We start from the raw sequence: 24,256 nt of genomic DNA on the forward strand, positions 1-24,256 counted from the left end.
CGGCCTCACGAGCCCCGGCGGTGGCGGTCTTCCAGGGCCTCGATGTGGTCCGCGACGGCCACCACGATCACCCGGGTCTCCGGTTCGGTGGCCCGCCAGCGATGCCGTACGCCACCGGACATGTACAGCGTGTCGCCGCGGCCGAGGCGGTGGGCACGGCCCTCCGCCTCGACCTCGACCGCGCCGTCGACGACGTACATCAGCTCGTCGTTGCGGTGCTGGACCTCGCGGCCCTCGTCGTGGTCGCCGGTGAACTCCATGGCGTGCAGCTGGTGGTGACCGCGCACCAGGGAGCGCGAGCTGGAGTCCGGGGGCGTGAAACCGTCCTCGTCGGCGGCGCGTACGACGTCGACGCTGCACGCCGGGTCGGCCGCGGCGAGGAGTTCGACGGCGGTGGTGCCGAGGGCGTCGGCGATGCGCTCCAGGGAGGGCTTGCTGGGCCGGGCCCGTTCGTTCTCGACCTGGCTGAGGAAGGGGACCGACAGGCCGCTGCGCTCGGCCACGGCGGCGAGGGTGAGCTGCTGTGCCCGGCGCCGCCGCCGGACGGCCGCGCCCACCCGAAGGGGCTGTTCTTTGTGGTCGCCCATCGCTCCGGCTCCCTCCTCAGCTCGTCGGTCGACTCACGGACGCCCACCGCTGGGCTCGTGAGCGCTCACTGGTCCGGTGACGGATGTCCACCCGTCCGGCACTCGTCGGGAGCACTTCTCCTGAGGAGTTCTCTGCACCCTACGCATGTTCGGCAAACCGTTTCACGCGCCCGTCACATCCCCGTGAACGGGCGGAAGGTCCATGCTCACACTTCGCGCCAGCTGAGTCACCGTCCCACCTCGGTTTTCAGGGGTCTCCCGCGCCCCCGGACGAGCGAGCGCCCGCACGGCGACCGCGTCCGGCGACCGCTCCGGCACGCCCCGTCACCGGACCGGCGACCCGTGGTCCGGCGCCCGCCGGAACCGTCCCCGCGCAGCCACGACACGGCCCACCGGGCCACCCGCGCTCTCCCCGGCCGCGAAGTCACCGACCGGGTAACGGAGTTGACGTTCCCCATGCGAACCGCCCCACCTGTACGAAGGGGGCACCCGAACCGGGCGTCCGGGACCGCCGGAGGGTTGTCCGGATCTTTCCCGTACACCTGTACGCAACCACCTTGGTCCGTTCGGGGCGACCGCGCACCACGAAGCCCCGGCGGTCGTCGGAGCGGGGCGACCGTCGGAGCGGGGCGACCGTCGGAGCGGGGCGCGCACGCCGGTCCGCTCCGGCCCACGCTCCCCGGGTGCGCCGGGCGGTGCGGGCCGGTTGCGCCTGGGGGCCGGGTGTCGGTGGCGTACGGCATGATGCGGGGCGTGACCCGACGCCTGATGCTTCTCGACACCGCCTCGTTGTACTTCCGCGCCTACTTCGGGGTGCCGGAATCCGTGAAGGCCCCGGACGGCACCCCGGTGAACGCCGTGCGCGGGCTGCTCGAATTCATCGACCGGCTGGTCAAGGACCACCGGCCGACGGATCTGGTGGCGTGCATGGACGCGGACTGGCGGCCGCAGTGGCGGGTCGACCTGATCCCCTCCTACAAGGCGCACCGCGTCGCCGAGGAGCACGAGGCCGGGCCCGACGAGGAGCAGGTGCCGGACACCCTGTCACCGCAGGTGCCGGTGATCGAGGCGGTCCTGGACGCCCTCGGTATCGCGCGCGTGGGCGTCGCCGGGTACGAGGCGGACGACGTGATCGGCACCTTCACCGCCCTCGCGAAGGACCCGGTCGACATCGTCACCGGCGACCGCGACCTGTACCAGCTGGTCGACGACGCGCGCGGGGTCCGGGTGCTGTACCCCCTGAAGGGCGTGGGCACGCTGCAGCTGACCGACGAGGCGTGGCTGCGCGAGAAGTACGGGGTGGTCGGGCGCGGATACGCGGACCTGGCCCTGCTGCGCGGCGACCCGAGCGACGGACTGCCCGGCGTGCCGGGCATCGGCGAGAAGACGGCGGCCAAACTGCTCGACCAGTTCGGCGACCTGGCCGGGATCATGGCGGCGGTCGACGACCCGGCGGCGAAGCTCACGCCGTCGCAGCGCAAGCGGCTCGACGAAGCGCGCCCCTATGTCGCGGTGGCACCCAAGGTCGTCCTGGTGGCGGCGGACGTACCCTTGCCCGACGTCGACACGGCTCTGCCGCGCGCACCGAAGGACCCCTCCGCACTGGACGCACTGGCGGAGCGGTGGGGGCTCGGCGGATCGCTGCACCGGCTGCTCAGTACGCTGCAGGCGTGAGGCGCGCGCCGTGGCCGGAGCGTACGCCGGAGGGTGGGGGGCACTTCGGTGGTGAGGACCCTGAGGCACGATTCACATCGTGAAGTCCTCGCACACGCGACGCGCGTGAGGTGTCAACAAGGGGGAGATGCTAACTTAGGCATGCCTTAGCTAGGTATTTGGGAGGCCGTCATGGCAGAGCGTCCGGTACGAAGGACCCCGAAGCCCCACTCCGCGCGAGTCGTCCGCACCGAGCGGCTCACCCCGCACATGCAGCGCGTCGTACTCGGTGGCGACGGCCTCGCCGAGTTCTCACCGCGCGGCAGCACGGATCACTACGTCAAACTCCTTTTCGGCCCCGAGGGTGTCACCTACCCGGAGCCGTTCGACATCGAGCGGATCCGCGCCGAGTTCCCCCGGGAGCAGTGGCCCGTGACCCGGACGTACACCGTGCGCGCCTGGGACCGCGAACTGGGCGAGCTGACCCTCGACTTCGTGCTCCACGGCGACGAGGGCATCGCAGGCCCCTGGGCCACCCGTGTCCAGCCGGGCGAGCTGATCCGTTTCCTCGGCCCCGGTGGCGCCTACGCGCCCAACCCGGAGGCGGACTGGCACCTCCTCGTCGGCGACGAGAGCGCCCTGCCCGCGATCGGCGCGTCCCTGGAGGCCCTCCCCGACGGCGCCCGCGCCCACGCGATCGTCGAGGTCGCCGGCCCCGAGGAGGAGCAGAAGATCAACTCCGATGTGGAGGTCGTCTGGCTGCACCGCGGCGACCGCCCCGTCGGCGCGGCCCTGGTCGAGGCCGTACGCGCGCTGGAGTTCCCCGAGGGCCGGATGCACGCCTTCGTCCACGGCGAGGCGGGCTTCGTGAAGGAGCTGCGCCGTCTGCTCCGCGTCGAACTCGCCGTCCCCCGCGAGGACTTGTCGGTCTCCGGCTACTGGCGTCTCGGCCACGACGAGGACGGCTGGCAGGCGTCGAAGAAGGAGTGGAACGCACGCGTGGAGGCCGAACAGGAGGGCACGCCCACGTCGTGACCCGCGGCCCGGCGACAGCCGCCGCACCCGGACCCGCCGCACCACCCGGCTCGGCCATGTACACATCGCGGCGGATCTCGATCATCAGCGCGCTCACCCGCCGATCCCTCCCGTAGTACTCCAGCGGGACGTACGTGCCCGCGAACGGGCTGTCGAGGCCCGTGCCGCCGAAGCCGGCGAACGCCTCCCCGGCGGCGGCCGACAGGTCCGCCGGGGTGTGGAAGGGATCGGTGCCCAGACAGACGGGCGGGCGGGGGCCGTCGCCGTGCAGTTCGTAGGGCAGTGCCGCGCTCGGATACGAGTGGACGTCGACGACCACGGCCCGGCCCACGGCCTCCAGCCGGTCGGCCACGGCGGCGGTCATGGCGTCGGCGTAGGGGCGGAAGTAGCGGTCGACGAGCGGCTGCCCGTCGTACCCGGGCGCGCGCAGGGCCTCCCGGTGCGTGGTCCGCGTGTAGACGGCCCCCATCCCCACCGCCAGCATCTCCTCCCGCTCGTCCGGGAAGCGCTCGGGGTCGACCACGAGCCGGGACACCTCGTTGACGAAGCACCAGGGGCGCACGGCCGAGCGCTCTGCGGCCCGCTCGGCGATCCGGTCCGTGTACGCGTCGGTGATGTGGTCCAACTCCCGCTCCAGCGCGGCGTCGTCGAGCACGATCTGGGCCCGGACGGCGGCGGGGATCACCCGTGAGCCGTGGGGCACGTGCAGCAGCACGGGCGACTCGGGCGCGCCCGCGATCAGGCGGTGGGAGGGCGGCGCGTCATCCATCCGGGGATCCTCGCACGGCGGCGCCGGCGCCCCCGACGGCGAGGCACGCACCCCGGCGCGGTGGTGAGGATTTGGGCTCCCTCCGGACACGGTCGTGTGACACGCGCGACACAGGGCTCCCCTAATTTCTGTCGCCCGACAGGAATGCGTGCCGCTCGTGCGCGAACGCTCGTACGCGAACGCTCGCGCCGCTTGTGCGAAAGCAGGTTGCCGCCATGACGAGCACCGCCCCCGATCTCCGTCCGGAGCCGCCCCGCTCCCCCGACGACGCCTCCCTGAACGAGTTCGGCTACGACCAGGAACTGCACCGCAGCCTGAGCAGGTACGCCTCGTTCGCCGCCGGCTTCTCCTTCATCTCCGTCCTCACGACCGTCTTCCAGTTCTTCGCCTTCGGCTACGCGTTCGGCGGCCCGGTCTTCTTCTGGACCTGGCCCGCGGTCCTGATCGGCCAGCTGCTGGTGGCCGCGTGCTTCGCGGAACTGGCCGCGCGCTACCCGATATCGGGCGCGATCTACCAGTGGTCGTCCCGCCTGTCGAACCCGACCTTCGGCTGGTTCGCCGGCTGGATCATGGTGATCGGGCAGATCGTGGTGGTCGCGGCGGCCGCGCTCGCACTGCAGATGGTGATGCCCGCCATCTGGTCGGGCTTCCAGATCGTGGGCGGGGACCCGGCACCCACCACGGCGACGGGCGCGGCGAACGCGGCCGTGCTGGGGGTGCTCCTGCTGGCCCTCACCACGTTCGTGAACGTCCTCGACAACCGGGTGCTGTCCGTGGTCAACCGGGTCGGCGTGACCGCCGAGATCGTCGGCGCGATCCTGATCGTCGTCCTCCTCCTCACTCACGCCGAGCGCTCCCCCGGCATCACCTTCCCCACGGCCGGGGGCGGCACCGACCTGCTCGGCGCCCTGCTGGTGGGCTCGTTCACGGCCGCGTACGTGCTGATCGGCTTCGACAGCGCGGGTGAGATGAGCGAGGAGACCCACCACCCGCGCCGGGTGGCGCCCCGCACGATCCTCACGGCACTCGGCGCGGCCGGTCTGCTCGGCGGCCTCCTCGTCCTGGCCGGCCTGCTCGCCGCGCCCAGCCTCACCGACGGCAGGCTGGGCGTGGACGGTCTGAGCTACGTCCTGACCAGCAGCCTCGGCGACGGAGTGGGTCGCTTCCTGCTGGCCGACGTGGTGGTGGCCATCGCCGTGGCCACGCTCGCGATCCAGACGTCGGCCTGCCGCATGCTCTTCTCGATGGCCCGCGACGGCCGGCTCCCCTTCTCCGCGCGGCTCGCCGCGGTCAACCCGCGCACGGGCATGCCGACCGCCCCCGCCCTGGTCGTCGGCGTCCTCGCCGCCGCCCTGCTGCTCCTCAACTTCGCCTCGCCGGAGGCGTTCCTGGCGATCGGCACCACCTGCATCGTGATGTTGTACCTGGCGTACGCGATGGTCACCGGCCCGCTCCTGGTCCGGCGTCTGAAGGGCACCTTCCCCTCCGCCGGCACGGACGAGACCGGCAGACCCCTGTTCTCGCTCGGCCGCTGGGGAATCCCCGTGAACGCCCTCGCCCTGCTCTACGGCCTCTTCATGACCGTCAACCTGGCCTGGCCCCGTGCGGAGGTCTACGACCCCGCGGGCGGCCACTGGTACTTCCAGTGGTTCACCCTCCTGTTCCTCCTCGTCACGGTGACCGCCGGCCTCCTGTACCACCTGACCCGAGGCCGCCGGGCTCGTCCGGCGTAGTGCTCGGTCCGCTCGGCGTCGTCGTGTCCTGCCCCGGGGGCGTACTGCTCCCCCGGCCGCCGCACGGGCCCGGCACGGACGGCGCGCCGGGCAGAGTGAGACGCCGGGCCGCTCCGTGCGCGGGCGCGCGCGCCCTTTTCGGACGACCTCGGCCCGTCGCATGGTGCGAAGTGGTCTGCCGGCGGGGCGAGTTGCCACCGGCATGGGACAGGGCGTCACGCCCCCGGCCGAGGAGGTGGTGTCCGGATGCCGGTCCGAGGCACCCGGCGGTGTCGCGCGCACCGCGTGCGAAGGCCTGGCCGGTTTCCACCTCCCGGGGCCCTCAAGCCGACGCGGACCGTTGACACATCCGTTTTGTACCGTCTCCTCGGCCGCAACGCACGTACGCCGAGGTTGACGCAGGACAGCGCGGAGCGGATGGTGGTTTGAAAGGTCAATTCCCCGGAGAGCGTCCAGAGGAAGGTGGGGTCGTTTCATGACCTTGTCGTCGACGGCATGATCGCGGCGATGGTGACCCACGGACTCCCTGCACCGTCTGTCGGCCGCCTCGAAGATCATGGCCGACGACACCGCCCGGCACGCAGGCAACAGGTTCCGGTCCGACCGGCTCCGCCGGCCGCCGGAAGCGTACGCACGTCCGCGGCGCCGCGATCGCGGCGCAGGGAGCACAGCGCGTGGTTCAAGGACCCGGTGGCGGCCGCGCGCCGTCGGCCCGGGTCAGAGGGCGGTGCAGAGGCCAGTCGTCACAGACAGGAGGCAGCCGTGGCGGACACCTTCCAAATACCCTCGTTCTACATGCCGTTCCAGGCCAGGGTGAACCCTCACCTGCGGGAGGTCCGTCCGCGCGTGCGCGCCTGGGCGCACTCCATGGGCTTACTCGAACCCCAGCACACCGAATCGCACCACGGCGGGTGGAGTGCCGAGACATTCGACCGGGCGGACTTCACCCGCTTCACCGCCCTGACGTATCCGCACACCTCCGCCCGCGAGCTGGAACTGCTGTCCAGCTGGCACAGCGTGATCTGGTGCCTCGACGACATCTTTCTGCCCTGGTGCGAGGCCCTCGGCAAACGGGAACAGATCCTGGACCGCATCGAGCGGCTGATGGGCTTCCTCCCGGTCGGGACACACCCCTCCGGCCCGGCACCGGACCCCAAGGAACCTCTGGAACTCGCCCTGGCGGACCTGTGGCGGCGCACGGCACCCTCGGCGTCGCTCGCGTGGCAGTCCCTCTACACCAGGTCCATGCGGCAGTTCCTCCAGGCGTCGCTGTGGGAGACGGAGAACCTCACACGCCCCCGGTACCCCGACGTCATAGAGCAGACGGAGATGCGGCGCGACTACGGCGCGGCCGGCTGCAGCGCCCTGCTGATGGAGCACTCGCTCGGCTGGGAGATCACCGAGGACATCCGCGCGACCCGCTCGTTCCGCGTGCTGACCGACGCGTTCCGGGACACCGTCGATCTGCACAACGACATCGTGTCCTACCCCAAGGAGGTCCGTGAGGGTGTCGCCAGGAACAACATCGTGCGCGTGACCCAGGAACTGCACGACCTCCCCCTCCACGAGGCGGTCTCCTTCGTCAACCGCGTTCTGACCGGCCGGGTCAGGACCCTGGACGAGACGGTCAGGACGGACCTTCCGCAGACCCTGTACGACCTGCGTACCAGTCAGCACACCCAGCGCGCCGTGCTCCGCCACGCCCGGGCCATCCAGGGCTGGGCGGCAGGCTCCTACCTCTGGCACGAGGACACCGACCGGTACCGGTGCGCCGCCTGACCCGGCATGGTGCTCAGCCGCCGGACCGGGGCGGGGGACCGCCGGGCGCTCCTGCCGTCGGGCCCCCGTACGCTTGATCGTGTGAGACGCAGAAGCCCGGTTCCCCCCGCGCCCCTGCCGCAGCGCGACGGCATCGACCCGGTACGGGTCAGGCTGCCGCACGGGGCCGCGTGGGCGACCGTGCGTGATCACCTGGTGGAACGGCTCGCGGCCGGTGACGGGGTGATCGACGGAATGCTCGACGCGGGGTTGATCGTGGACGCCGACGGACGTGCGGTGTCGCGCGACACGGGGTACGTGCCCGGCCTGTCGGTGTGGTTCCACCGGGACCTCCCGCGCGAGGTGCCGGTCCCCTTCCCGCTGGAGGTCGTGTACCGCGACGACCATGTCGTCGTCGTCGACAAACCGCACTTCATGGCCACGACACCGCGGGGCAGCCATATCACGCAGACGGCACTCGCCCGGCTGCGCCGGGAGCTGGGGGTGCCCACGCTGGGCGCCGCCCACCGCCTGGACAGGCTCACCGCCGGACTGGTGCTGTTCACCGTCCGCCCCGAGGAGCGGGGCGCGTACCAGACACTGTTCCGCGACCGGCTCGTCACCAAGGAGTACGAGGCCGTCGCCCCGTACGACCCGTCGGTCCCCCTGCCGTGCACCGTACGCAGCCGGATCGTGAAGGAGCGCGGGGTGATGGCGGCCCGTGAGGTGGAGGGCGAGCCCAACGCCGTGAGCGGTGTGGAACTGCTGGACCGGCGGGAGGGCGGGCCGGCCCGCTACCGGTTGCGGCCCGGCACCGGGCAGACACACCAACTACGGGTACACATGGCGTCGTTGGGCCTGCCGATCCTCGGTGATCCGCTGTATCCGCGGGTGCGGGCCCCCGTGCCGTCCGACGACTTCCGGCGCCCGCTGCAACTGCTGGCCCGCTCGCTGGAGTTCACCGACCCCGTCACGGGGCTCGCGCATCGGTTCGTGAGCGGGAGAGTGCTGCAGGCCTGGTCCTCGTACGGGACATGGGCCGGGACGGCCCCCGAGGACCAGACCTGACGGCATCTCCTAGCGGCCGCTCAACCACCGCAGGGCGCGGCGCAGCAGACCGGGACGGCCCTGCGGACCGGCGGCGGCCGCGGCCGACGGCGCCGGACCGGGCTCGGCGGAAGCAGCCGGGGGCAGGATGGTCGGGGCCGTCGTGCGCCCGCCCTCGCGCTGGGCCGGCAGAGGGCGGCCGACGGGCCGCTGTTCGAGTGCCTCCCGCTCCTTGGGCTCGAAGCGTACCGGGAGCCTGACCAGGTGCCGGGTCGAGATGGAGGCCCGCCAGCGCAGCTCGCTCTCCTCGCAGTTGAGGCGGATGTCGGGAAGACGCGCCAGCAGCGCGTCGACGCCCACGTCGGCGATGGCGCGGCCGGTGTCCTGGCCGGGGCACTCGTGCGGGCCGCCGCCGAAGGCGAGGTGCGACCGGTTGCCCTGCATGTTCGCCGTGAGGTCGGGCCGTACCCGCGGGTCGACGTTGCCCGGCGCGATGCCGAACAGCAGACCGTCGCCCTTGCGGACGCGCTGACCGCCCAGCTCCGTGTCCTGTTTGGCGAAGTAGGCGAGCTGCGTGCTGAAGGGCGGCTCGTCCCACAGGGACTGCTCGACCGCCTCGGGCACCGTCATCTGGCCGCCCTTCAGCTGGGCCCGGAAACCAGGGTTGGTCAGCACCACGCGCAGCACGTTGGCGAGCAGGTTGGTGGTGGCCTCGTACGCGGCGATGAGCACGACGCGCAGGTGCTGGCCCACCTCCTCGTCGGTGAGCCGTGCCGGGTGGTTGATCAGATGGCTGGTGAAGTCCTCCTGCGGCTCGGCCCTGCGGCGCGAGGTGAGCCGCATGAGGGCTTCCATGATGTAGGCGTTGCTGGCGATCGCGGTCTCGGTGCCCTTGAGCATGTCCCGGGCGGCGTGCACGATCTGGTCGTTGTACTCCTCGGGCATGCCGAGGATCTCGCACATCACCGCCATCGGCAGATGCTCGGCGAACTGGCCGACGAGGTCCGCCTCGCCCTCCTCGCAGAACTCGTTGACGAGCTGCTGGGTGTAGCGGTTGATGCTGCGCCGGATGCCCCGGAAGTTGATGGTCGACATGGCGCCCGTGACCGCGCCGCGCAGCCGCAGATGCTCGTCGCCCTCGGCGTGACAGCAGATGGGCTGCCACGCGATGTGCGGCATCAGCGGGTTGTCGGGCTTGAAGGTGCCGTCCTGGAGCTTGTTCCACAGCCGGGTGTCACGGGAGTAGTGCGTCGGCGTACTCACCATGTGCATGTTCTCGCCGTGCCCGAGCACCACCCAGATCGGCACGTCGTCGTGGAGCAGGGCCGGAGCCACCGGGCCGTGCTCCGCGCGGAGCTTCTCGTACACGGCTCCCAGGTCCTCCGCCTCGGGGCCGTACAGGCGGCGGAGTCCGCCGGGGCCCGCCCCGTGGGCGGGGCAGCCGGGGGGCGGCCCGAGGGTGGGGTCGTCCGTGCCGGTGAGGGAGTGGGATTCAGGCGTCACGGTGATCGCTCCGAGCTGAGGTGGTTCCGGTGTCTGTGGTGGGAAGGCCGCCGGGGGCGTACGGGGCCGGGCCGCGGGTCATGCCGACGTCGCCCCCGACATCGCCAGGGAGTGCAGGAAGGTCGTGAGGGTCATCAGGACGTCCCGGCTGGACGCCCGGCGGCGCGCGTCGCAGCGGATGATCGGGATCTCCGGGGCCAGGTCGAGGGCCTGACGCAGTTCGTCGACGGCGTAGCGGGGCGCGTCGGGGAAGTCGTTGACCGCCACGACGAAGGGCACGCCCCGCTCCTCCAGGCGGCCCATGACGTCGAAGCTGACCTCCAGCCGTCGCGTGTCGACCAGGACGACGGCTCCCAGGGCACCCTCGAACAGGCCGTTCCACAGGAACCAGAAGCGCTCCTGGCCAGGGGTGCCGAACAGGTAGAGCACCAGCTCGTCGGTGATGCTGATGCGGCCGAAGTCCATGGCCACGGTGGTGGCCGTCTTGGACTTGGAGCCGTAGTTGTCGTCGACCCCGATCCCGGCCTGCGTCATGGTCTCCTCGGTCGTCAGCGGCCTGATCTCGCTGACGGACCCCACCATGGTCGTCTTGCCGACGCCGAAACCGCCCACGATCACGATCTTCGCCGCGGCCTGCGCGGTGTGCGGCAGGTGGTCCTCGGTCCGTGGACCCGTGATGGTGTCAGAGCTTTTGAAGTCCATGCATCACCGCTTCGAGGAGGGAACGGTCTGCCCGCGCCTGCCGGACGACCGGTGCGCGTGCCTGTACCAGTTCGGCCGTCAGCAGCTCGGTGAGCAGGACGGTCACCACGCTGATCGGCAGGTTGAGGTAGGCCGAGATCTCGGCCACGGACAGGGGTGCCTGGCAGATGCGCAGCAGCGCGGACTGCTCCGGGGCGGCGGACGGCGGCGGGTCGGCACGCGCCACGATCAACGTGACGAGGTCGATCGGGGCCCGCTCGCCGTCCTCGCCGGTGAGGATGTAGAGCCGCTCGGGGGCCCGACGCTCCCCCGTCCCGCCCGGGGGGCCGTCCTCGGGCGGCGGCGGAGGAGGAGGCGGTTCGTGCTGGGGCTGGCGCCGTCGGCGACGCGGAGGCGTCATACGGTCTGCCCGTTCCGCCGGGGCGGACTGGTGAGGTGGGAGCCGATGCGGTCGACGAGGTCGCGCATACGGTTGCTCATCAGTCCGGGTTCGGCGACCTCGTTGGCGAGCACCGCGAGATAGGCGTTGGAGCCGGCGGCCATCATGTAGAAGTAGCCGCCGTTGATCTCGATGATGACCATCCGCATGTGGCCGTCGCTCTGCGGGATCTCACCGGCCACGGCGCCGGCCAGGCTCTGCAGTCCCGCGCACGCCGCGGCGACCCGGTCGGCGGCGTCCGGGTCTCCGCCGTGGCGGGCGATCCGCAGGCCGTCGGCGGAGAGCACGACGATCTGCTGGATGCCAGGTACGCCGTCGGCCAGATCCTTCAGCAGCCAGTCGAAGTTGGCCCGTTGCTGGATCACTTGAGGTCCCCCTCGTCGTCGGCCTCGGTGCGGGCCGGCTCGGTGTTCGCGGTGCGTGCGGTGGACGGCCTCGGGTCGTCCGGGTGGTTCCTGAAGGCGTTCGGGTCGGGGTCGCCCTTGAGCCCGGCCATGAACGCCTCGACCCACATGCCGGGCGGGGGCTGCTCCTTCTCGGGTGCGGGCTCCTGCCACACGGGGGCGGCGGCCATGGCGGCCTCGGCCGCGGCCTCCGCGGCGGCGGCCTCGGCGTAGCGCTGGCTGAGCGGGATCTTGCTCCGGCTGCGGCGCTGCGGCAGGCCGTTGGCCGTCCATTCGGTGACGACGGGAACGTCGTCGTCCTCCATGTCCTGGCCCATGTCCTCCGCGGAACTCGGGATCCGCGGTCCGGTGGTGGGGCGGCGGCGCTTGGCCTTGCGGTTGGGGCCTTCGACACCGTCGGTGTCCATGGTCGTCACGGCGCCGGCGCCGATGCCGTGGGCGAGGCCGGGGGCGGCCTCCTCGGTGAGCAGGTCGCGCGGTACGACGACGACGGCGCGGACGCCGCCGTAGGCGGACGGCCGCAGCGAGATCTGCATGTTGTACATGGTCGACAGGCGGCCCACGACGGCGAGGCCGAGGCGCGGGGTGTCGCCCATCTCCTGCATGTCGATGCCCTGCTGGGCCTTGGCGAGCATGTCCTCGACCTTGGCGCGGGTCTCCTCGCTGAGGCTGATCCCGCCGTCCTCGATCTCGATGGCGATGCCGGTCTGCACCTCCACGGCGGTGACGTGCACCTTGGTGTGGGGCGGCGAGTAACGGGTGGCGTTGTCCAGGAGTTCGGCGCAGGCGTGGATGACGGGCTCGACGCCGACGCCGTCGACGTTGACCTTGGCGATCGAGTCGAGCTCGATGCGGCGGTACTCCAGGATGCGGGACATGGCGCCGCGCAGCACGCTGTACAGCGGGACGGGCCGGGACCAGACGCGGCCGGGGCGGCCGCCGCCGAGGACGGCGATGGAGTCGGCGAGGCGGCCGATCAGGGCGGTGCCGTGGTCGATGCGCAGCAGGTCGTCGAAGACCTCGGGGTTGCGCCCGTGGTCCTCCTCCATCTCGCGGAGTTCGTTGTTCTGCTGGTGGACGATCGCCTGGACACGGCGGGCGATGTTCACGAAGGACCGCTGCGAGGAGTCGCGCAGTGCTTCCTCGCGGTCGACGATGGTGAGCAGGGTGCGCAGCAAGTCTCGCTGCGAGGCGGGGAGTTCGCGCCACTCGGGGTCGCCGTCGACGACGTGACGAATCACCTCTGAGGGGGATTCTCCGGTGCGCAGCCGGTACAGCGTGGCGGGCAGGATCTCCTTGCCCAGCCGGGTGAATTCCTGGTCGTGGGCGGCGATCCGCTGTTCGAGGAGGGCGGTGCGCCGCTGCTGTTCGGCGCGCAGCTCCCGGACGGTACGACGGCCGCCGCGCACCGCGAGGACGGCGACGACGGTCAGCAGGAGCGTCGCGGCGGCCCCGCACAAGCCGACGGCGAGCCGGACCGGCCCCGTCACCAGGGAGACGGTGGTTCCGGTCGCCGCGGCCATCAGTATCGCCGGTAGCGGCAGCAAGCGCGCGTAGGGAAGGTCACGGCCACCGGGAGGCGATTGAACACTCACCATGTATGCCCTCTAAAGACGGTTCGGCTGATGGTCGGGTGACTTGCGGGGAGTTGCCGGAGGTTGCTCGGGTTCATCCGCGAATCAAACTGTGTCTTCGGTATTTTTTGGAACAAGCGCCCGAATACATCTCAACTCGGTGCGCTGCGGGCGAGCTTAGTCCGACCGGATCATCGCTGTGTCATATTCAGCAACCGCCTGAAATCACCCTCGCGACAGGAGTACGCTCTGGTCATTTACACGCTGGGGCGCCATTCGCACACACCGAGTGACCATGGACGGGCGTACGAGCAGAGCCTCTTGACAGGGTGAACGCGCGCCGGGGAACCGGCCGTCGGGGGCGCCTTCGTCAGACGCCGACGATGCGCAGCGCGGCGTCCGCCGTTGCCTCGGCAAAGGCGGAGACGGGCCGGTCGGGATCGGAGCGGCGGACGAGGATGACCCCCTCGATCAGCCCGAAGACGAGGTCCGTCCGCAGCTCCAGCTCGCGCTTGGCGAGCGCCCCGCCCACGGCCGTCGCCGCGATCAGCTGCCGGTAGGCGTCCTTCAGCTCGGCCCGCACGGCGTGGAATCCCGCGAAGCGCTCGGCGCGGACCTCCGAAAGGAGGTACAGGCCGCCGAGGTTGTGGGTTCCGCCGCACAGGAGGGCGACATCGGCGCGGCACAGCTCCCGCAGCCGGTCCTCGGCACGGACTCCGTCCCGGGCGAGGAGTTCACGGGCGTACGCGAGCGACGGGGTGACGGTGGACTCCAGCAGCTCGGCGAGCAGTTCCTCCTTGCCGGAGACGTAGTGGTACATGGACGCCTGCCGCATGCCGGCCCGCTCGGCGACGGCCCGGGTGGTGGTGGCCGCGTAACCCCGCGTCGTGAACAACTCGGCCGCGGCCGCGAGCAGTTCGTCGCGCGGCGGCAGCCCGCTCTCCGCGCGCCCCTGGGCCCGGGGCCTGCCGACCCGCCGCCCCCCGGTGCCACCCGCGCTTCCCATGTGTTCGATCCTCGCACACGCCCCTCGCACGACCCGGCGACCGGTCGCGGCACGGAACCCCCACGACCCGGCGAGCGGCCGCATGGTTCCCCGGCCCGCCGCCGAGGCAGAGATCCGTGAGGGCTCGGTAACCGCACCGCAACGCACGGGACATGGCGGCGACCCGCCGGGCACCTAATTTCTGTCACGCGACAGAAATCCATGACAGAGATCCACGCCGCACCCGGAGGTCCCCCGATGGCGACATCGACGACGTACGGAGCACGCGACCACGCCCGCGCGCAGGAGGGCGCCCGGGCCGAGGCGATGCCCGTGGTGCCCGCCGGCGACTGGCCGGACCCGCCCTGCGCGGCGGAACGGCTGGTGTGGGCGGAGACGGTGGCGGGCGGGAACTACACCCACAGGGTGCTCGCCCGGGGCACCGCGCTCCGGCTCACCGACGTACGCGGCGACGCGTGCGCGCATCTGCTGCTGCACAGCGCCGACCGCCCCTGGGAGCGGCTGAACGTCGCCGACACCGTCAAGGTCCAGTGGAACGCCTACCTGGGCGAGGGCGACCTGCTCCTGTCCGACCAGGGCCGCGTCCTCGCGTCGGTGGTCGCGGACACCTCGGGCCGGCACGACGCGCTGTGCGGCACCAGCACCCTCGTCCGCAACACCGAGCGGTACGGCGACGGCACCCCGCAGTCCGCCTCCCCCGCCGGACGTGAACTGTTCAAGCTGGCCGCCGCCAAGAACGGCCTCGAGCCCCGGGACCTCCCGCCTTCCCTCTCCTTCTTCCAGGGCGTGCGGGTGCGCGAGGACGGCACCCTCGACTTCACCGGCTCCGCCGGCCCCGGCGCTGCCGTGACCCTGCGCACCGAACAGGACGTGACCGTGTTGATCGCCAACGTGCCGCACCCGGCCGACCCGCGCCCCGCGTACGTCAGCACCCCGCTGGAGGTGCTCGCCTGGCGTGCCCGGCCGACCGAGCCCGGCGACCCCCTGTGGGACGCCACGCCCGAAGGCCGCCGGGCCTTCCTCAACACCGCCGAGTTCCTCACCGCGAGGGGGATCGCATGACGACCGTCACCTCCACGAAAGCCGTCGTCCCGGCCCGCGCCGCCTGGTCCTGCGTGATCCGCGCCGGTCAGACCCTCACCCTCACCGATCTGCACGGCAACCAGGCCGTCGACTTCCTCGTGTACGACGCCCACGACACGGCCGTCCGCTACAGCGCGCCCGACACGATCCACGCGCAGGGCGGCATCTTCCTCACCACCGGCAGCGTGCTGATGTCCAACGAGCACACCCCGCTGATGACCGTGACCGCCGACGACGTGGGCCGCCACGACACGGTCGGCGGCGCCTGCTCCAAGGAGTCGAACACCCTGCGGTACGGCCACCACACCTGGTCCCAGCACGCCTGCGTCGACAACTTCCTCGCCGAGGGCGCGAAACACGGCCTCGGCAAACGCGACCTGGTGTCGAACGTCAACTGGTACATGAACGTACCGGTCGAGAAGGACGGCACCCTCGGCATCGTCGACGGCATCTCCGCCCCCGGTCTGGCCCTGACCCTGCGCGCCGAGTGCGACGTGCTGGTGCTGGTCTCCAACTGCCCCCAGATCAACAACCCCTGCAACGGCTTCGACCCCACGGCCGTACAGATGACGATCACCGGGACGGGCACATGACCTTCGACACCCTGCTGGTCGCCAACCGCGGCGAGATCGCCGTCCGGATCATCCGCACCGCCCGCGCCCTGGGCCTGCGCACGGTCGCGGTGTATTCCGACGCCGACCGCGCCGCCGCCCACGTCCGGCTCGCCGACGCGGCGGTACGGCTCGGCCCGGCACCCGCGAAGGAGTCGTACCTCGACGCGGACCTGATCCTCAAGGCGGCCAAGGACACCGGCGCCGGAGCCGTCCACCCCGGCTACGGCTTCCTCTCCGAGGACGCCGCCTTCGCCCGCCGCTGCGAGGACGCGGACATCGTGTTCGTCGGCCCGACCCCCGACCAGCTCGAACTGTTCGGCGCCAAACACACCGCTCGGGAGGCCGCCGAGGCGGCCGGCGTGCCGCTCCTGCCCGGCACCGACCTGCTGCCCTCGCTCACCGACGCCCTCGCCCACGCCTCGGCCCTCGGCTACCCCGTGATGCTCAAGGCCACCGGCGGAGGCGGGGGCATCGGCATGTCCGCCTGCCGATCCGCAGCCGAACTGACCGAGGCATGGGAAGGGGTGCAGCGCGTCGCCGCCGCCTCCTTCTCCTCCGCCGGCGTCTACCTCGAACGTCTCGTCGAACGGGCTCGTCACGTCGAGGTGCAGGTCTTCGGCGACGGCGACGGCCTCGTCGTCACCTTCGGCGACCGCGACTGCTCCCTCCAGCGCCGCAACCAGAAGGTCGTCGAGGAGGCCCCGGCCCCCGGCCTGCCCGACCAGGTGCGCGCACGCCTGGCCGCCGCCGCCCGTGACCTGTGCGCGAGCGTCGAGTACCGCTCCGCCGGAACCGTGGAGTTCGTCTACGACGCCGCCCGCGAGGAGGCGTACTTCCTGGAGGTCAACGCCCGCCTCCAGGTCGAGCACACCGTCACCGAGGAGATCTACGGCGTCGACCTCGTCGACTGGATGCTGCGCCTGGCCCGCGGCGACTCGGCCGTCGTACGGGCCCCGGGACAACCGCGCGGCCACGCCGTCGAGGCCCGGCTCTACGCCGAGGACCCCTCGCGCGAACACCGGCCGAGCGCGGGCCTGTTGACCCGCGTCGTGTTCCCGCGGGGCGTCCGCGTCGACGGCTGGGCCGAGACCGGGACCGAGGTCACGACCGCGTACGACCCACTGCTCGCCAAGGTCGTCGCGCACGGTGCCGACCGCGCCGAGGCCCTGCGCCGACTGGACGAGGCGCTGGCCGGCACCCGGATCGACGGCGTAGAGACCAACCTGGGCCTGGTCCGGGCCGCCCTCGACGACCGGGACGTCCGGCACGCCACCCACTCCACGGCCACCCTCGCCACCGTGACCGACCCGACCCCCCGGATCGAGGTCGTCTCCGGCGGCACCCTCACCACCGTCCAGGACTGGCCGGGCCGCACCGGCCACTGGCAGGTCGGCGTCCCGCCCTGCGGCCCCATGGACGACCTGTCGTTCCGCCTCGGCAACCGGGCGCTCGGCAACCCGGAGGGCGCCCCCGGCCTCGAATGCACCCTCCAGGGCCCGGCCCTCCGTCTCACCCGTGCCACCACGGTCTGTGTGACCGGCGCCCCCGCCGAGGTGACCGTGGCCGGCTCGCCCGTCGCGCAGTGGGAGCCGGTGACCGTGCCCGCCGGGGCCGTCCTGACCGTGGGCGCGCCCGCGGAACACGGCCTGCGCACCTACGTCCTGTTCGCGGGCGGCGGCCTGGACGTGCCGTCGTTCCTGGGCAGTGCGGCCACCTTCACCCTGGGCCGCTTCGGCGGCCACGGCGGCCGGGCGCTGCGCACCGGCGACGTGCTGCACGGCGGCGCGGTCACGGCCGAGGGCCGCCCGGTGCCGCCACGGGACCGCCCGTCCCTCACCTCCGCCTGGCGGGTCGCCGCCGTCGAAGGCCCGCACGCGGCACCGGAGTTCTTCACCGAGGAGGACATCCACGAGTTCTACGCAGCCGACTGGACGGTCCACTTCAACTCGGCCCGCACCGGCGTCCGCCTGGTCGGCCCCAAGCCGCGCTGGGCCCGCACCGACGGCGGCGAGGCGGGCCTGCACCCCTCCAACATCCACGACACCCCGTACTCGGTCGGCGCCGTCGACTACACCGGGGACATGCCGGTCCTCCTGGGCCCCGACGGCCCCTCCCTCGGCGGCTTCGTCTGCCCGGCCACGGTCCTGTCCACCGAGCGCTGGAAGCTCGGCCAGCTGCGTCCGGGCGACACGGTCCGCTTCCTCCCGGTGGCCGGCGACGCCTCGCCCCGCCCGGCGATCGTCGACGGCGGTGTCCTGGCCCGCGACGGTGACGTGACGTACCGCCGCAGCGGCGACGACAACCTCCTCGTCGAGTTCGGCCCCATGCAGCTCGACCTGGCCCTGCGGATGCGCGTGCACGCCCTGATGGAGGCGGTCCGCGACGCCGCCCTCGACGGCGTCGCCGACCTCACCCCCGGCATCCGCTCCCTGCAGATCCGGACCGACCCGGCCGTCCTGCCGCAGCACGGACTCCTTCCGGCGGTACGCCGCATCGTGGCGTCCCTCCCGCCGACGGACCAACTCGTCGTCCCGTCCCGCACGATCCACCTCCCGCTCTCCTGGGACGACCCGGCGACCCGTGAGGCCATCGCCCGCTACATGGCGGGCGTCCGGGACGACGCGCCCTGGTGCCCCTGGAACATCGAGTTCATCCGCCGCGTCAACGGCCTGGACTCGACGGCCGACGTCCACGACACGGTCTTCGCCGCGGAGTACCTGGTCCTGGGCCTGGGCGACGTCTACCTGGGCGCCCCGGTCGCGACGCCGCTGGACCCCCGCCACCGCCTGGTGACGACGAAGTACAACCCGGCCCGCACCTGGACGGCGGAGAACTCGGTCGGCATCGGCGGGGCGTATCTGTGCGTCTACGGCATGGAGGGCCCGGGCGGCTACCAGTTCGTCGGCCGCACCACCCAGGTGTGGTCCCCCTGGCAGCAACGCGGCGCGTTCGAGCCCGGCTTCCCGTGGCTGCTGCGGTTCTTCGACCGGATCCGGTGGTATCCGGTGGACGCCGACGAACTCCTCGCCCTGCGCGCGGACATCGTCTCGGGCCGCTTCGTCCCCCGCGTGGAGCCCGGCACGTTCTCCCTCGCCGAGTACGAGGCGTTCCTCGCCGAACACGCCCACTCCATAGCCGAGTTCAGGGCCGGGCAGCAGACCGCCTTCGCGGCGGAACGGGCGGCCTGGGAGGCGGCCGGCGAGTTCACCCGGGCGGAGACGGCACCCCCGCCCCCGGCCGTCCCGGCGGAGATCCGGGTCCCCGAGGGCGGCCACCTGGTCGAGGCCGAGTTCACCGCCTCCGTCTGGCAGGTGAACGTACGACCGGGCGACCGGGTGACCACCGGCCAGCCCCTGCTGACTCTGGAGGCGATGAAGATGGAGTCCCGCGTTCCCTCCCCCGCGGACGGCGTCGTCGACCGCGTCCTGACCACCCCGGGCACCCAGGTGTCCCCAGGCACCCCCCTGATCATCCTGACCCCGGACAACACCTGACCCCGCCCCGCACGGGGCGCGGGGAACTGCGCGAGAACCCCCCACCCGCCCGCACGCGCCACCGCACCCCCCCCCACCCCCGATGGCGCAAGGGGTCGAAGGGGCACAGCCCCTGGAGGACGGGACGGGACAAGGTAGAGGCGGCGGGGGCGAGAAATCCCCCGCACCCCACCACAGCACCCCACCCCCAGGAGCGAAGATGCCCTCCCCCACCCTCACCAGAGTCCGCACGGCCTACACCCGCATCGAAGCCGTGGACCGCCCCGAGATCTGGATCGACCTACGCCCCCGCGCCGACGCGGAGGCCGAAGCCGAGGCCATCGACGCCCGCCTGGCCGCCGGCGCCTCCCTCCCCCTCGCCGGCCGCCTCTTCGCCGTCAAGGGCAACATCGACGTCCACGGACTCCCCACCACCGCGGGCTGCCCGGCCTACGCGTACGCCCCCGCCGCCGACGCCCCCGTGGTCGCCCGCCTGCGCGCGGCCGGCGCGCTCGTCCTCGGCACCACCAACCTCGACCAGTTCGCCACCGGCCTGGTCGGTACGCGCTCCCCGCACGGCGCCGTACGCTGCGCCCACGACCCGTCGCGCATCAGCGGCGGCTCCAGCTCCGGCTCGGCCGTGGCGGTGGCGCTCGGTGTCGTCGACTTCGCGCTCGGCACCGACACGGCCGGCTCCGGCAGGGTCCCCGCCGCGTTCAACGGCATCGTCGGCCTGAAGCCCACCCGGGGTCTGGTGCCCACCACGGGCGTGGTCCCGGCCTGCGCCTCGATCGACTGCGTCACGGTGTTCGCCCGCACCCTCCCGGAGGCCGAGCAGGCCCTCGCCCACATGGTCTCCGCGCCCGGCCGCCCCCTCCCGCCGCTCGCCCGGCGCTCCCCGGGCCCCTGGCGCGTCGCCGTCCCCCCGCGCGAGCAGCTCGGTGAACTGGACGAGGGCTGGGCGGAGGCGTACGAGTCGGCGGTGACCCTCCTCGGGGCCGCGGGAGCGGACGTCCGCCCCCTCGATCTCACCCCCTTCACCGAGGCCGCGGCCATGCTCTACCAGGGTGCGTTCGTCGCCGAGCGCTACACGGCCGTCGGCGCCTTCGTCGACAAGGCGCTCGCGGACGGCGTCGGCTCCCTCGACCCCACGGTCGCCGGCATCATCACCCGGGCCCGGGACATCCCGGCCCACCAGCTGTTCGCCGACCAGGACCGGCTGGCGGCCCTGCGCGCCCGCGCGCTCGCCGAACTGGGCGACGCGGACGCCCTGTTGCTGCCGACGGCTCCGGGCCACCCGACGCTCGCCGAGGTCGCCGCCGACCCGCTGGGCGCGAACGCCCGGCTCGGCCGTTTCACCAACTCCACGAACCTCTTCGACCTGGCGGCCGTGGCCGTCCCGGCGGGCGAGGTGAACGGCCTGCCGTTCGGCGTCATGCTGATCGGCCCGGCCTTCACCGACGACCGCCTGGCCCGGATCGCCGCCTGCCTCCGTCCGGAGGTCCGCCTGGCGGTCGTGGGCGCCCATCTCTCGGGCCAGCCCCTGAACCCCCAACTCCTGTCCCTGGGAGCCCGGCTGGAGCGCACGACCACGACCGCGCCCGTCTACCGTCTGCACGCCCTGCGCACGACCCCGCCGAAGCCGGGCCTGGTCCATGTCGGCGAGGGCGGCGCCTGCGTCGAGACGGAGGTCTGGCGTCTCCCGGCGGAGGGCCTGGGGCGCCTCCTGGCCGCCCTGCCCCGCCCCATGACCCTCGGCTCCGTCGAACTCTCCGACGGCGGCCGGGCCCCGGGCTTCCTCTGCGAACCGGCAGCCCTGCGGGACGCCGAGGACATCACGCGGTACGGCGGTTGGAGAGGCTACCTGTCCCGCTGACCGGCGGCCCGCCCCTGGCGGGCGGCGGACGCCCGCGAAGCCCTCACCGCACCCGCACGGAGCCTCACCCCACCGAGGAGTAGGCCACAACTCCCCTCAGCAGCCCGTCCACGGCCTTCCGCGCGTTCTTGCCCACGCTCGACCCGGCAGGCGCCGCCGCAGAGATCTGCCCCAGCACGTCGATCACCTGCTTGCACCACCGCACGAAGTCCCCGGCCGGCATCTCCACCTCCCGCAGCACCTCGTCGAGCCCCGATCCCGAGGCCCACATGTACGCGGCCCAGGCGAAGCCGAGGTCGGGCTCACGCTGCCCCACCCCTTCGCTCTGCGTGATCCGGAACTCCTCCTCCAGCGCGTCCAGCCGCCCCCAGATCCGCACCATCTCGCCCAGCGCGGCCTTGGCGTTCCCGGACGGCAGCTTCGGCGCCATCGCGTCGTCCGCGGCCCGTGCCTCGTACACCAGGGCGGACACGCACGCGGCGAGCTCGGCCGGGCCGAGCCCCTCCCAGACCCCCGCCCGCAGGCATTCGCTGGCCAGCAGGTCCAGCTCGCCGTACAGCCGCGCGAGCCGCTTCCCGTGCTCGGTGACCTCGTCCGCCCGCAGGTAGTCCAGCTCGGTCAGCAGGGCGACGATCCGGTCGAAGGTCCGCGCGATGGTGTTCGTACGGCCCTCGATACGGCGTTCCAGCTGCGCGGTGTCCCGCTTGAGCCGGTAGTAGCGCTCGGCCCACCGCGCGTGGTCCTCACGGTCGCTGCACCCGTGGCACGGATGCGCCCGCAGCTCCGCCCGCAGCCGGGCGATCTCACGGTCGTCCGCGGCGGCGGCCCTGCGCTTGCGGTGCCGGTCGGGCACGAGGTGCCCGGCCTTGGTGCGCAGCGCGGACGCCAGGTCCCGCCGCGACTGCGGCGAACGCGGGTTGAAGGACTTCGGGATCCGCATCCGCTCCAGCGCCTCCACCGGCACCGGGAAGTCCATCGAGGCCAGCCGCTTGACCTGCCGCTCGGCGGTCAGCACCAGCGGACGCGGCCCGTCGTGCTGCTCGAACCCGCGATGGCCGTTGGACCGCCCGGCGGGCAGCCCGGGATCCAGCACCAGCGCCAGTCCCGCGTACTTGCCGGTGGGCACGTGGATGACGTCGCCCGGCTTCAGCTTCTCCAGCGCGACGGCCGCCTCGGCCCGCCGCTGGGCCGCGCCCTGCTTCGCCAGATCGGTCTCACGGTCCTTCAGCTCCCGCCGCAGGCGCGCGTACTCCTCGAAGTCCCCGAGGTGGCAGGTCATGGACTCCTGGTAGCCCTCCAGGCCCTCCTCGTTGCGCTGGACCTGCCGGGAGATCCCGACGACCGACTTGTCGGCCTGGAACTGCGCGAACGAGGTCTCCAGCAGCTCCCGCGAGCGGTGCCGCCCGAACTGCTCGACCAGGTTGACCGCCATGTTGTACGACGGCTTGAAGCTGGAGCGCAGCGGGTACGTACGGGTGCCCGCGAGCCCGGCCAGGTGGTCGGGGTTCATCCCGCGCTGCCACAGCACCACCGCGTGGCCCTCGACATCGATGCCGCGCCGGCCGGCACGGCCCGTCAGCTGCGTGTACTCGCCGGGGGTGATGTCGGCGTGCTGCTCGCCGTTCCACTTGACGAGCTTCTCCAACACCACCGAGCGGGCGGGCATGTTGATGCCGAGGGCGAGGGTCTCGGTGGCGAACACGGCCTTCACCAGGCCGCGTACGAAGAGTTCCTCGACGACCTCCTTGAACGTCGGCAGCATGCCCGCGTGGTGGGCCGCGATACCGCGCTCCAGTCCCTCCAACCACTCGTAGTAGCCGAGGACATGGAGGTCCTCGTTCGGGATGGAGGCGGTGCGCTCCTCGACCAGGGCGCGCACCTTGAGCCGGGCCTCGTCGTCGTTCAGCCGCAGGCCCGCGTACAGGCACTGCTGGACGGCGGCCTCGCAGGCGGCGCGGCTGAAGATGAAGGTGATGGCGGGCAACAGGCCCTCGGAGTCGAGCCGTTCGATGACCTCGGGCCGGCTCGGGATCCAGATCCGCGACCGCTGTCTGCGCTCGCGCTCGCGGTCCGCCTCGCGCATGGCCCGGCCGCGGCGGCGGTCCTGGTAGGAGGGCCGGCTCGCCTCCATCCGCGCCATCCGGGTCAGGTCAGGGTTGACGGCCTTCTTGTTGCCCTCGCCCTCCTCGAACAGGTCGTACATCCGCCGTCCGGCGAGCACGTGCTGGAACAGCGGCACGGGCCGGTGCTCGGAGACGATCACGTCGGTGTCGCCGCGCACGGTGTCCAGCCAGTCACCGAACTCCTCCGCGTTGGAGACGGTGGCCGAGAGGGAGACGAGGGTGACCGACTCGGGAAGGTGGATGATCACCTCTTCCCAGACGGCGCCCCGGAAGCGGTCGGAGAGGTAGTGCACCTCGTCCATGACCACGTACCCGAGGCCCAGGAGCGTCTGGGAGCCCGCGTACAGCATGTTCCGCAGCACCTCGGTGGTCATCACGACCACCGGGGCGTCGGAGTTGACGCTGTTGTCGCCGGTGAGCAGGCCGACCTTGTCGGCGCCGTAGCGGCGGCACAGGTCGGAGTACTTCTGGTTCGACAGGGCCTTGATGGGTGTCGTGTAGAAGCACTTCTTGCCCTGCTCCAGGGCGAGGTGGACGGCGAACTCGCCGACGATCGTCTTGCCCGAGCCGGTGGGGGCGGCCACCAGGACGCCCTTGCCCGACTCCAGCGCCTGGCAGGCCTCGATCTGGAAGGGGTCGAGTCCGAAGTCGTACATGGCGCGGAAACCGGCGAGCGCGGTGGCCTGCTCGACGGCGCGCCTACGTGCTGCCGCGTACCGCTCGGCCGGGGAGAGGTCCTCTGTCATCGTGCTTTCGAGCGTACCGGGCCCCACTGACAACAGGACGATCATTATCCGGATCGTGGCACCGTCGAGATCCGGACGCCCCGGCGCCCGAAAACGCGTCCGAGAACGGTGGCGGGCCCCACCGAGAACCT

At 72.3% G+C, this 24,256-nt stretch carries 17 protein-coding genes and 1 pseudogene; 9 read left to right on the forward strand and 9 right to left on the reverse strand.

Annotated elements, in window-relative coordinates:
- Window positions 1-5: 5 nt before the first annotated feature.
- Window positions 6-587: a helix-turn-helix domain-containing protein gene (locus ACFU5F_RS33480; RefSeq protein WP_383895563.1), complete on the reverse strand. Its 582-nt coding sequence runs from the start codon at window positions 585-587 to the stop codon at window positions 6-8.
- Window positions 588-1,331: 744 nt separating this feature from the next.
- Between ACFU5F_RS33480 and ACFU5F_RS33485 the strand changes: the two genes are divergently transcribed.
- Window positions 1,332-2,261 (forward strand): 5'-3' exonuclease H3TH domain-containing protein, encoded by a 930-nt coding sequence (locus tag ACFU5F_RS33485; RefSeq protein WP_383895608.1) that lies wholly within the window; start codon window positions 1,332-1,334, stop codon window positions 2,259-2,261.
- A 171-nt stretch (window positions 2,262-2,432) separates the two neighbouring features.
- Window positions 2,433-3,275: a siderophore-interacting protein gene (locus tag ACFU5F_RS33490; protein WP_383895565.1), complete on the forward strand. Its 843-nt coding sequence runs from the start codon at window positions 2,433-2,435 to the stop codon at window positions 3,273-3,275.
- A gap of 10 nt (window positions 3,276-3,285) precedes the next feature.
- Here ACFU5F_RS33490 and ACFU5F_RS33495 read toward each other — a convergent pair.
- Window positions 3,286-4,044, reverse strand: a pseudogene (locus tag ACFU5F_RS33495) (N-formylglutamate amidohydrolase); the annotation flags it as partial.
- A gap of 215 nt (window positions 4,045-4,259) precedes the next feature.
- Here ACFU5F_RS33495 and ACFU5F_RS33500 point away from each other — a divergent pair.
- The 3 genes from ACFU5F_RS33500 (at window position 4,260) to ACFU5F_RS33510 (ending at window position 8,603) form a co-directional block, all read left to right on the forward strand.
- Window positions 4,260-5,777 carry an amino acid permease gene (locus ACFU5F_RS33500; protein ID WP_383895568.1) on the forward strand — a complete coding sequence of 506 codons (1,518 nt, stop codon included), beginning with the start codon at window positions 4,260-4,262 and terminating at the stop codon, window positions 5,775-5,777.
- Window positions 5,778-6,572: 795 nt separating this feature from the next.
- Window positions 6,573-7,556: a hypothetical protein gene (locus ACFU5F_RS33505; protein WP_383895571.1), complete on the forward strand. Its 984-nt coding sequence runs from the start codon at window positions 6,573-6,575 to the stop codon at window positions 7,554-7,556.
- An 81-nt stretch (window positions 7,557-7,637) separates the two neighbouring features.
- Window positions 7,638-8,603 (forward strand): pseudouridine synthase, encoded by a 966-nt coding sequence (locus ACFU5F_RS33510; RefSeq protein ID WP_383895573.1) that lies wholly within the window; start codon window positions 7,638-7,640, stop codon window positions 8,601-8,603.
- Window positions 8,604-8,612: 9 nt separating this feature from the next.
- Here the strand turns inward: ACFU5F_RS33510 and ACFU5F_RS33515 are convergent, their stop codons facing one another.
- The 6 genes from ACFU5F_RS33515 to ACFU5F_RS33540 form a co-directional block, all read right to left on the reverse strand.
- Complete coding sequence (locus ACFU5F_RS33515; RefSeq protein WP_383895576.1) at window positions 8,613-10,085, reverse strand: cytochrome P450; 1,473 nt, start codon at window positions 10,083-10,085, stop codon at window positions 8,613-8,615.
- A 78-nt stretch (window positions 10,086-10,163) separates the two neighbouring features.
- Window positions 10,164-10,787: an ATP/GTP-binding protein gene (locus ACFU5F_RS33520; RefSeq protein WP_383895579.1), complete on the reverse strand. Its 624-nt coding sequence runs from the start codon at window positions 10,785-10,787 to the stop codon at window positions 10,164-10,166.
- On the reverse strand, window positions 10,768-11,187 hold the full coding sequence (locus ACFU5F_RS33525; protein ID WP_383895582.1) for a DUF742 domain-containing protein: 420 nt from the start codon (window positions 11,185-11,187) through the stop codon (window positions 10,768-10,770). Before ACFU5F_RS33525 ends, ACFU5F_RS33520 begins: the two co-directional genes overlap by 20 nt.
- Window positions 11,184-11,591 (reverse strand): roadblock/LC7 domain-containing protein, encoded by a 408-nt coding sequence (locus ACFU5F_RS33530; protein ID WP_013004894.1) that lies wholly within the window; start codon window positions 11,589-11,591, stop codon window positions 11,184-11,186. The genes ACFU5F_RS33525 and ACFU5F_RS33530 overlap by 4 nt, the downstream gene beginning before the upstream one ends.
- Window positions 11,588-13,228 (reverse strand): sensor histidine kinase, encoded by a 1,641-nt coding sequence (locus ACFU5F_RS33535; protein ID WP_383895585.1) that lies wholly within the window; start codon window positions 13,226-13,228, stop codon window positions 11,588-11,590. Before ACFU5F_RS33535 ends, ACFU5F_RS33530 begins: the two co-directional genes overlap by 4 nt.
- A gap of 346 nt (window positions 13,229-13,574) precedes the next feature.
- Window positions 13,575-14,210, reverse strand: coding sequence for a TetR/AcrR family transcriptional regulator (locus ACFU5F_RS33540; protein WP_383895588.1), 636 nt, complete (start codon window positions 14,208-14,210; stop codon window positions 13,575-13,577).
- 237 nt (window positions 14,211-14,447) lie between these two features.
- Between ACFU5F_RS33540 and ACFU5F_RS33545 the strand changes: the two genes are divergently transcribed.
- The 4 genes from ACFU5F_RS33545 to atzF all read left to right on the forward strand — a co-directional run bounded on the left by ACFU5F_RS33545 (window position 14,448) and on the right by atzF (window position 21,256).
- Window positions 14,448-15,272: an urea amidolyase associated protein UAAP1 gene (locus ACFU5F_RS33545; protein ID WP_383895591.1), complete on the forward strand. Its 825-nt coding sequence runs from the start codon at window positions 14,448-14,450 to the stop codon at window positions 15,270-15,272.
- Window positions 15,269-15,886 (forward strand): urea amidolyase associated protein UAAP2, encoded by a 618-nt coding sequence (locus tag ACFU5F_RS33550; protein ID WP_383895594.1) that lies wholly within the window; start codon window positions 15,269-15,271, stop codon window positions 15,884-15,886. Before ACFU5F_RS33545 ends, ACFU5F_RS33550 begins: the two co-directional genes overlap by 4 nt.
- Window positions 15,883-19,401 (forward strand): 5-oxoprolinase/urea amidolyase family protein, encoded by a 3,519-nt coding sequence (locus ACFU5F_RS33555; RefSeq protein WP_383895596.1) that lies wholly within the window; start codon window positions 15,883-15,885, stop codon window positions 19,399-19,401. Before ACFU5F_RS33550 ends, ACFU5F_RS33555 begins: the two co-directional genes overlap by 4 nt.
- Window positions 19,402-19,600: 199 nt before the next feature.
- Entirely contained in the window at window positions 19,601-21,256 is a 1,656-nt protein-coding gene (gene atzF / locus ACFU5F_RS33560; RefSeq protein WP_383895599.1) for an allophanate hydrolase, read from the forward strand.
- Between the two features lie 64 nt (window positions 21,257-21,320).
- Here atzF and ACFU5F_RS33565 read toward each other — a convergent pair whose 3' ends face one another.
- On the reverse strand, window positions 21,321-24,170 hold the full coding sequence (locus tag ACFU5F_RS33565) for a DEAD/DEAH box helicase (protein WP_383895602.1): 2,850 nt from the start codon (window positions 24,168-24,170) through the stop codon (window positions 21,321-21,323).
- Between the last annotated feature and the right edge of the window lie 86 nt (window positions 24,171-24,256).

This window comes from Streptomyces sp. NPDC057438 (assembly GCF_042802995.1).
Classification (GTDB): domain Bacteria; phylum Actinomycetota; class Actinomycetes; order Streptomycetales; family Streptomycetaceae; genus Streptomyces.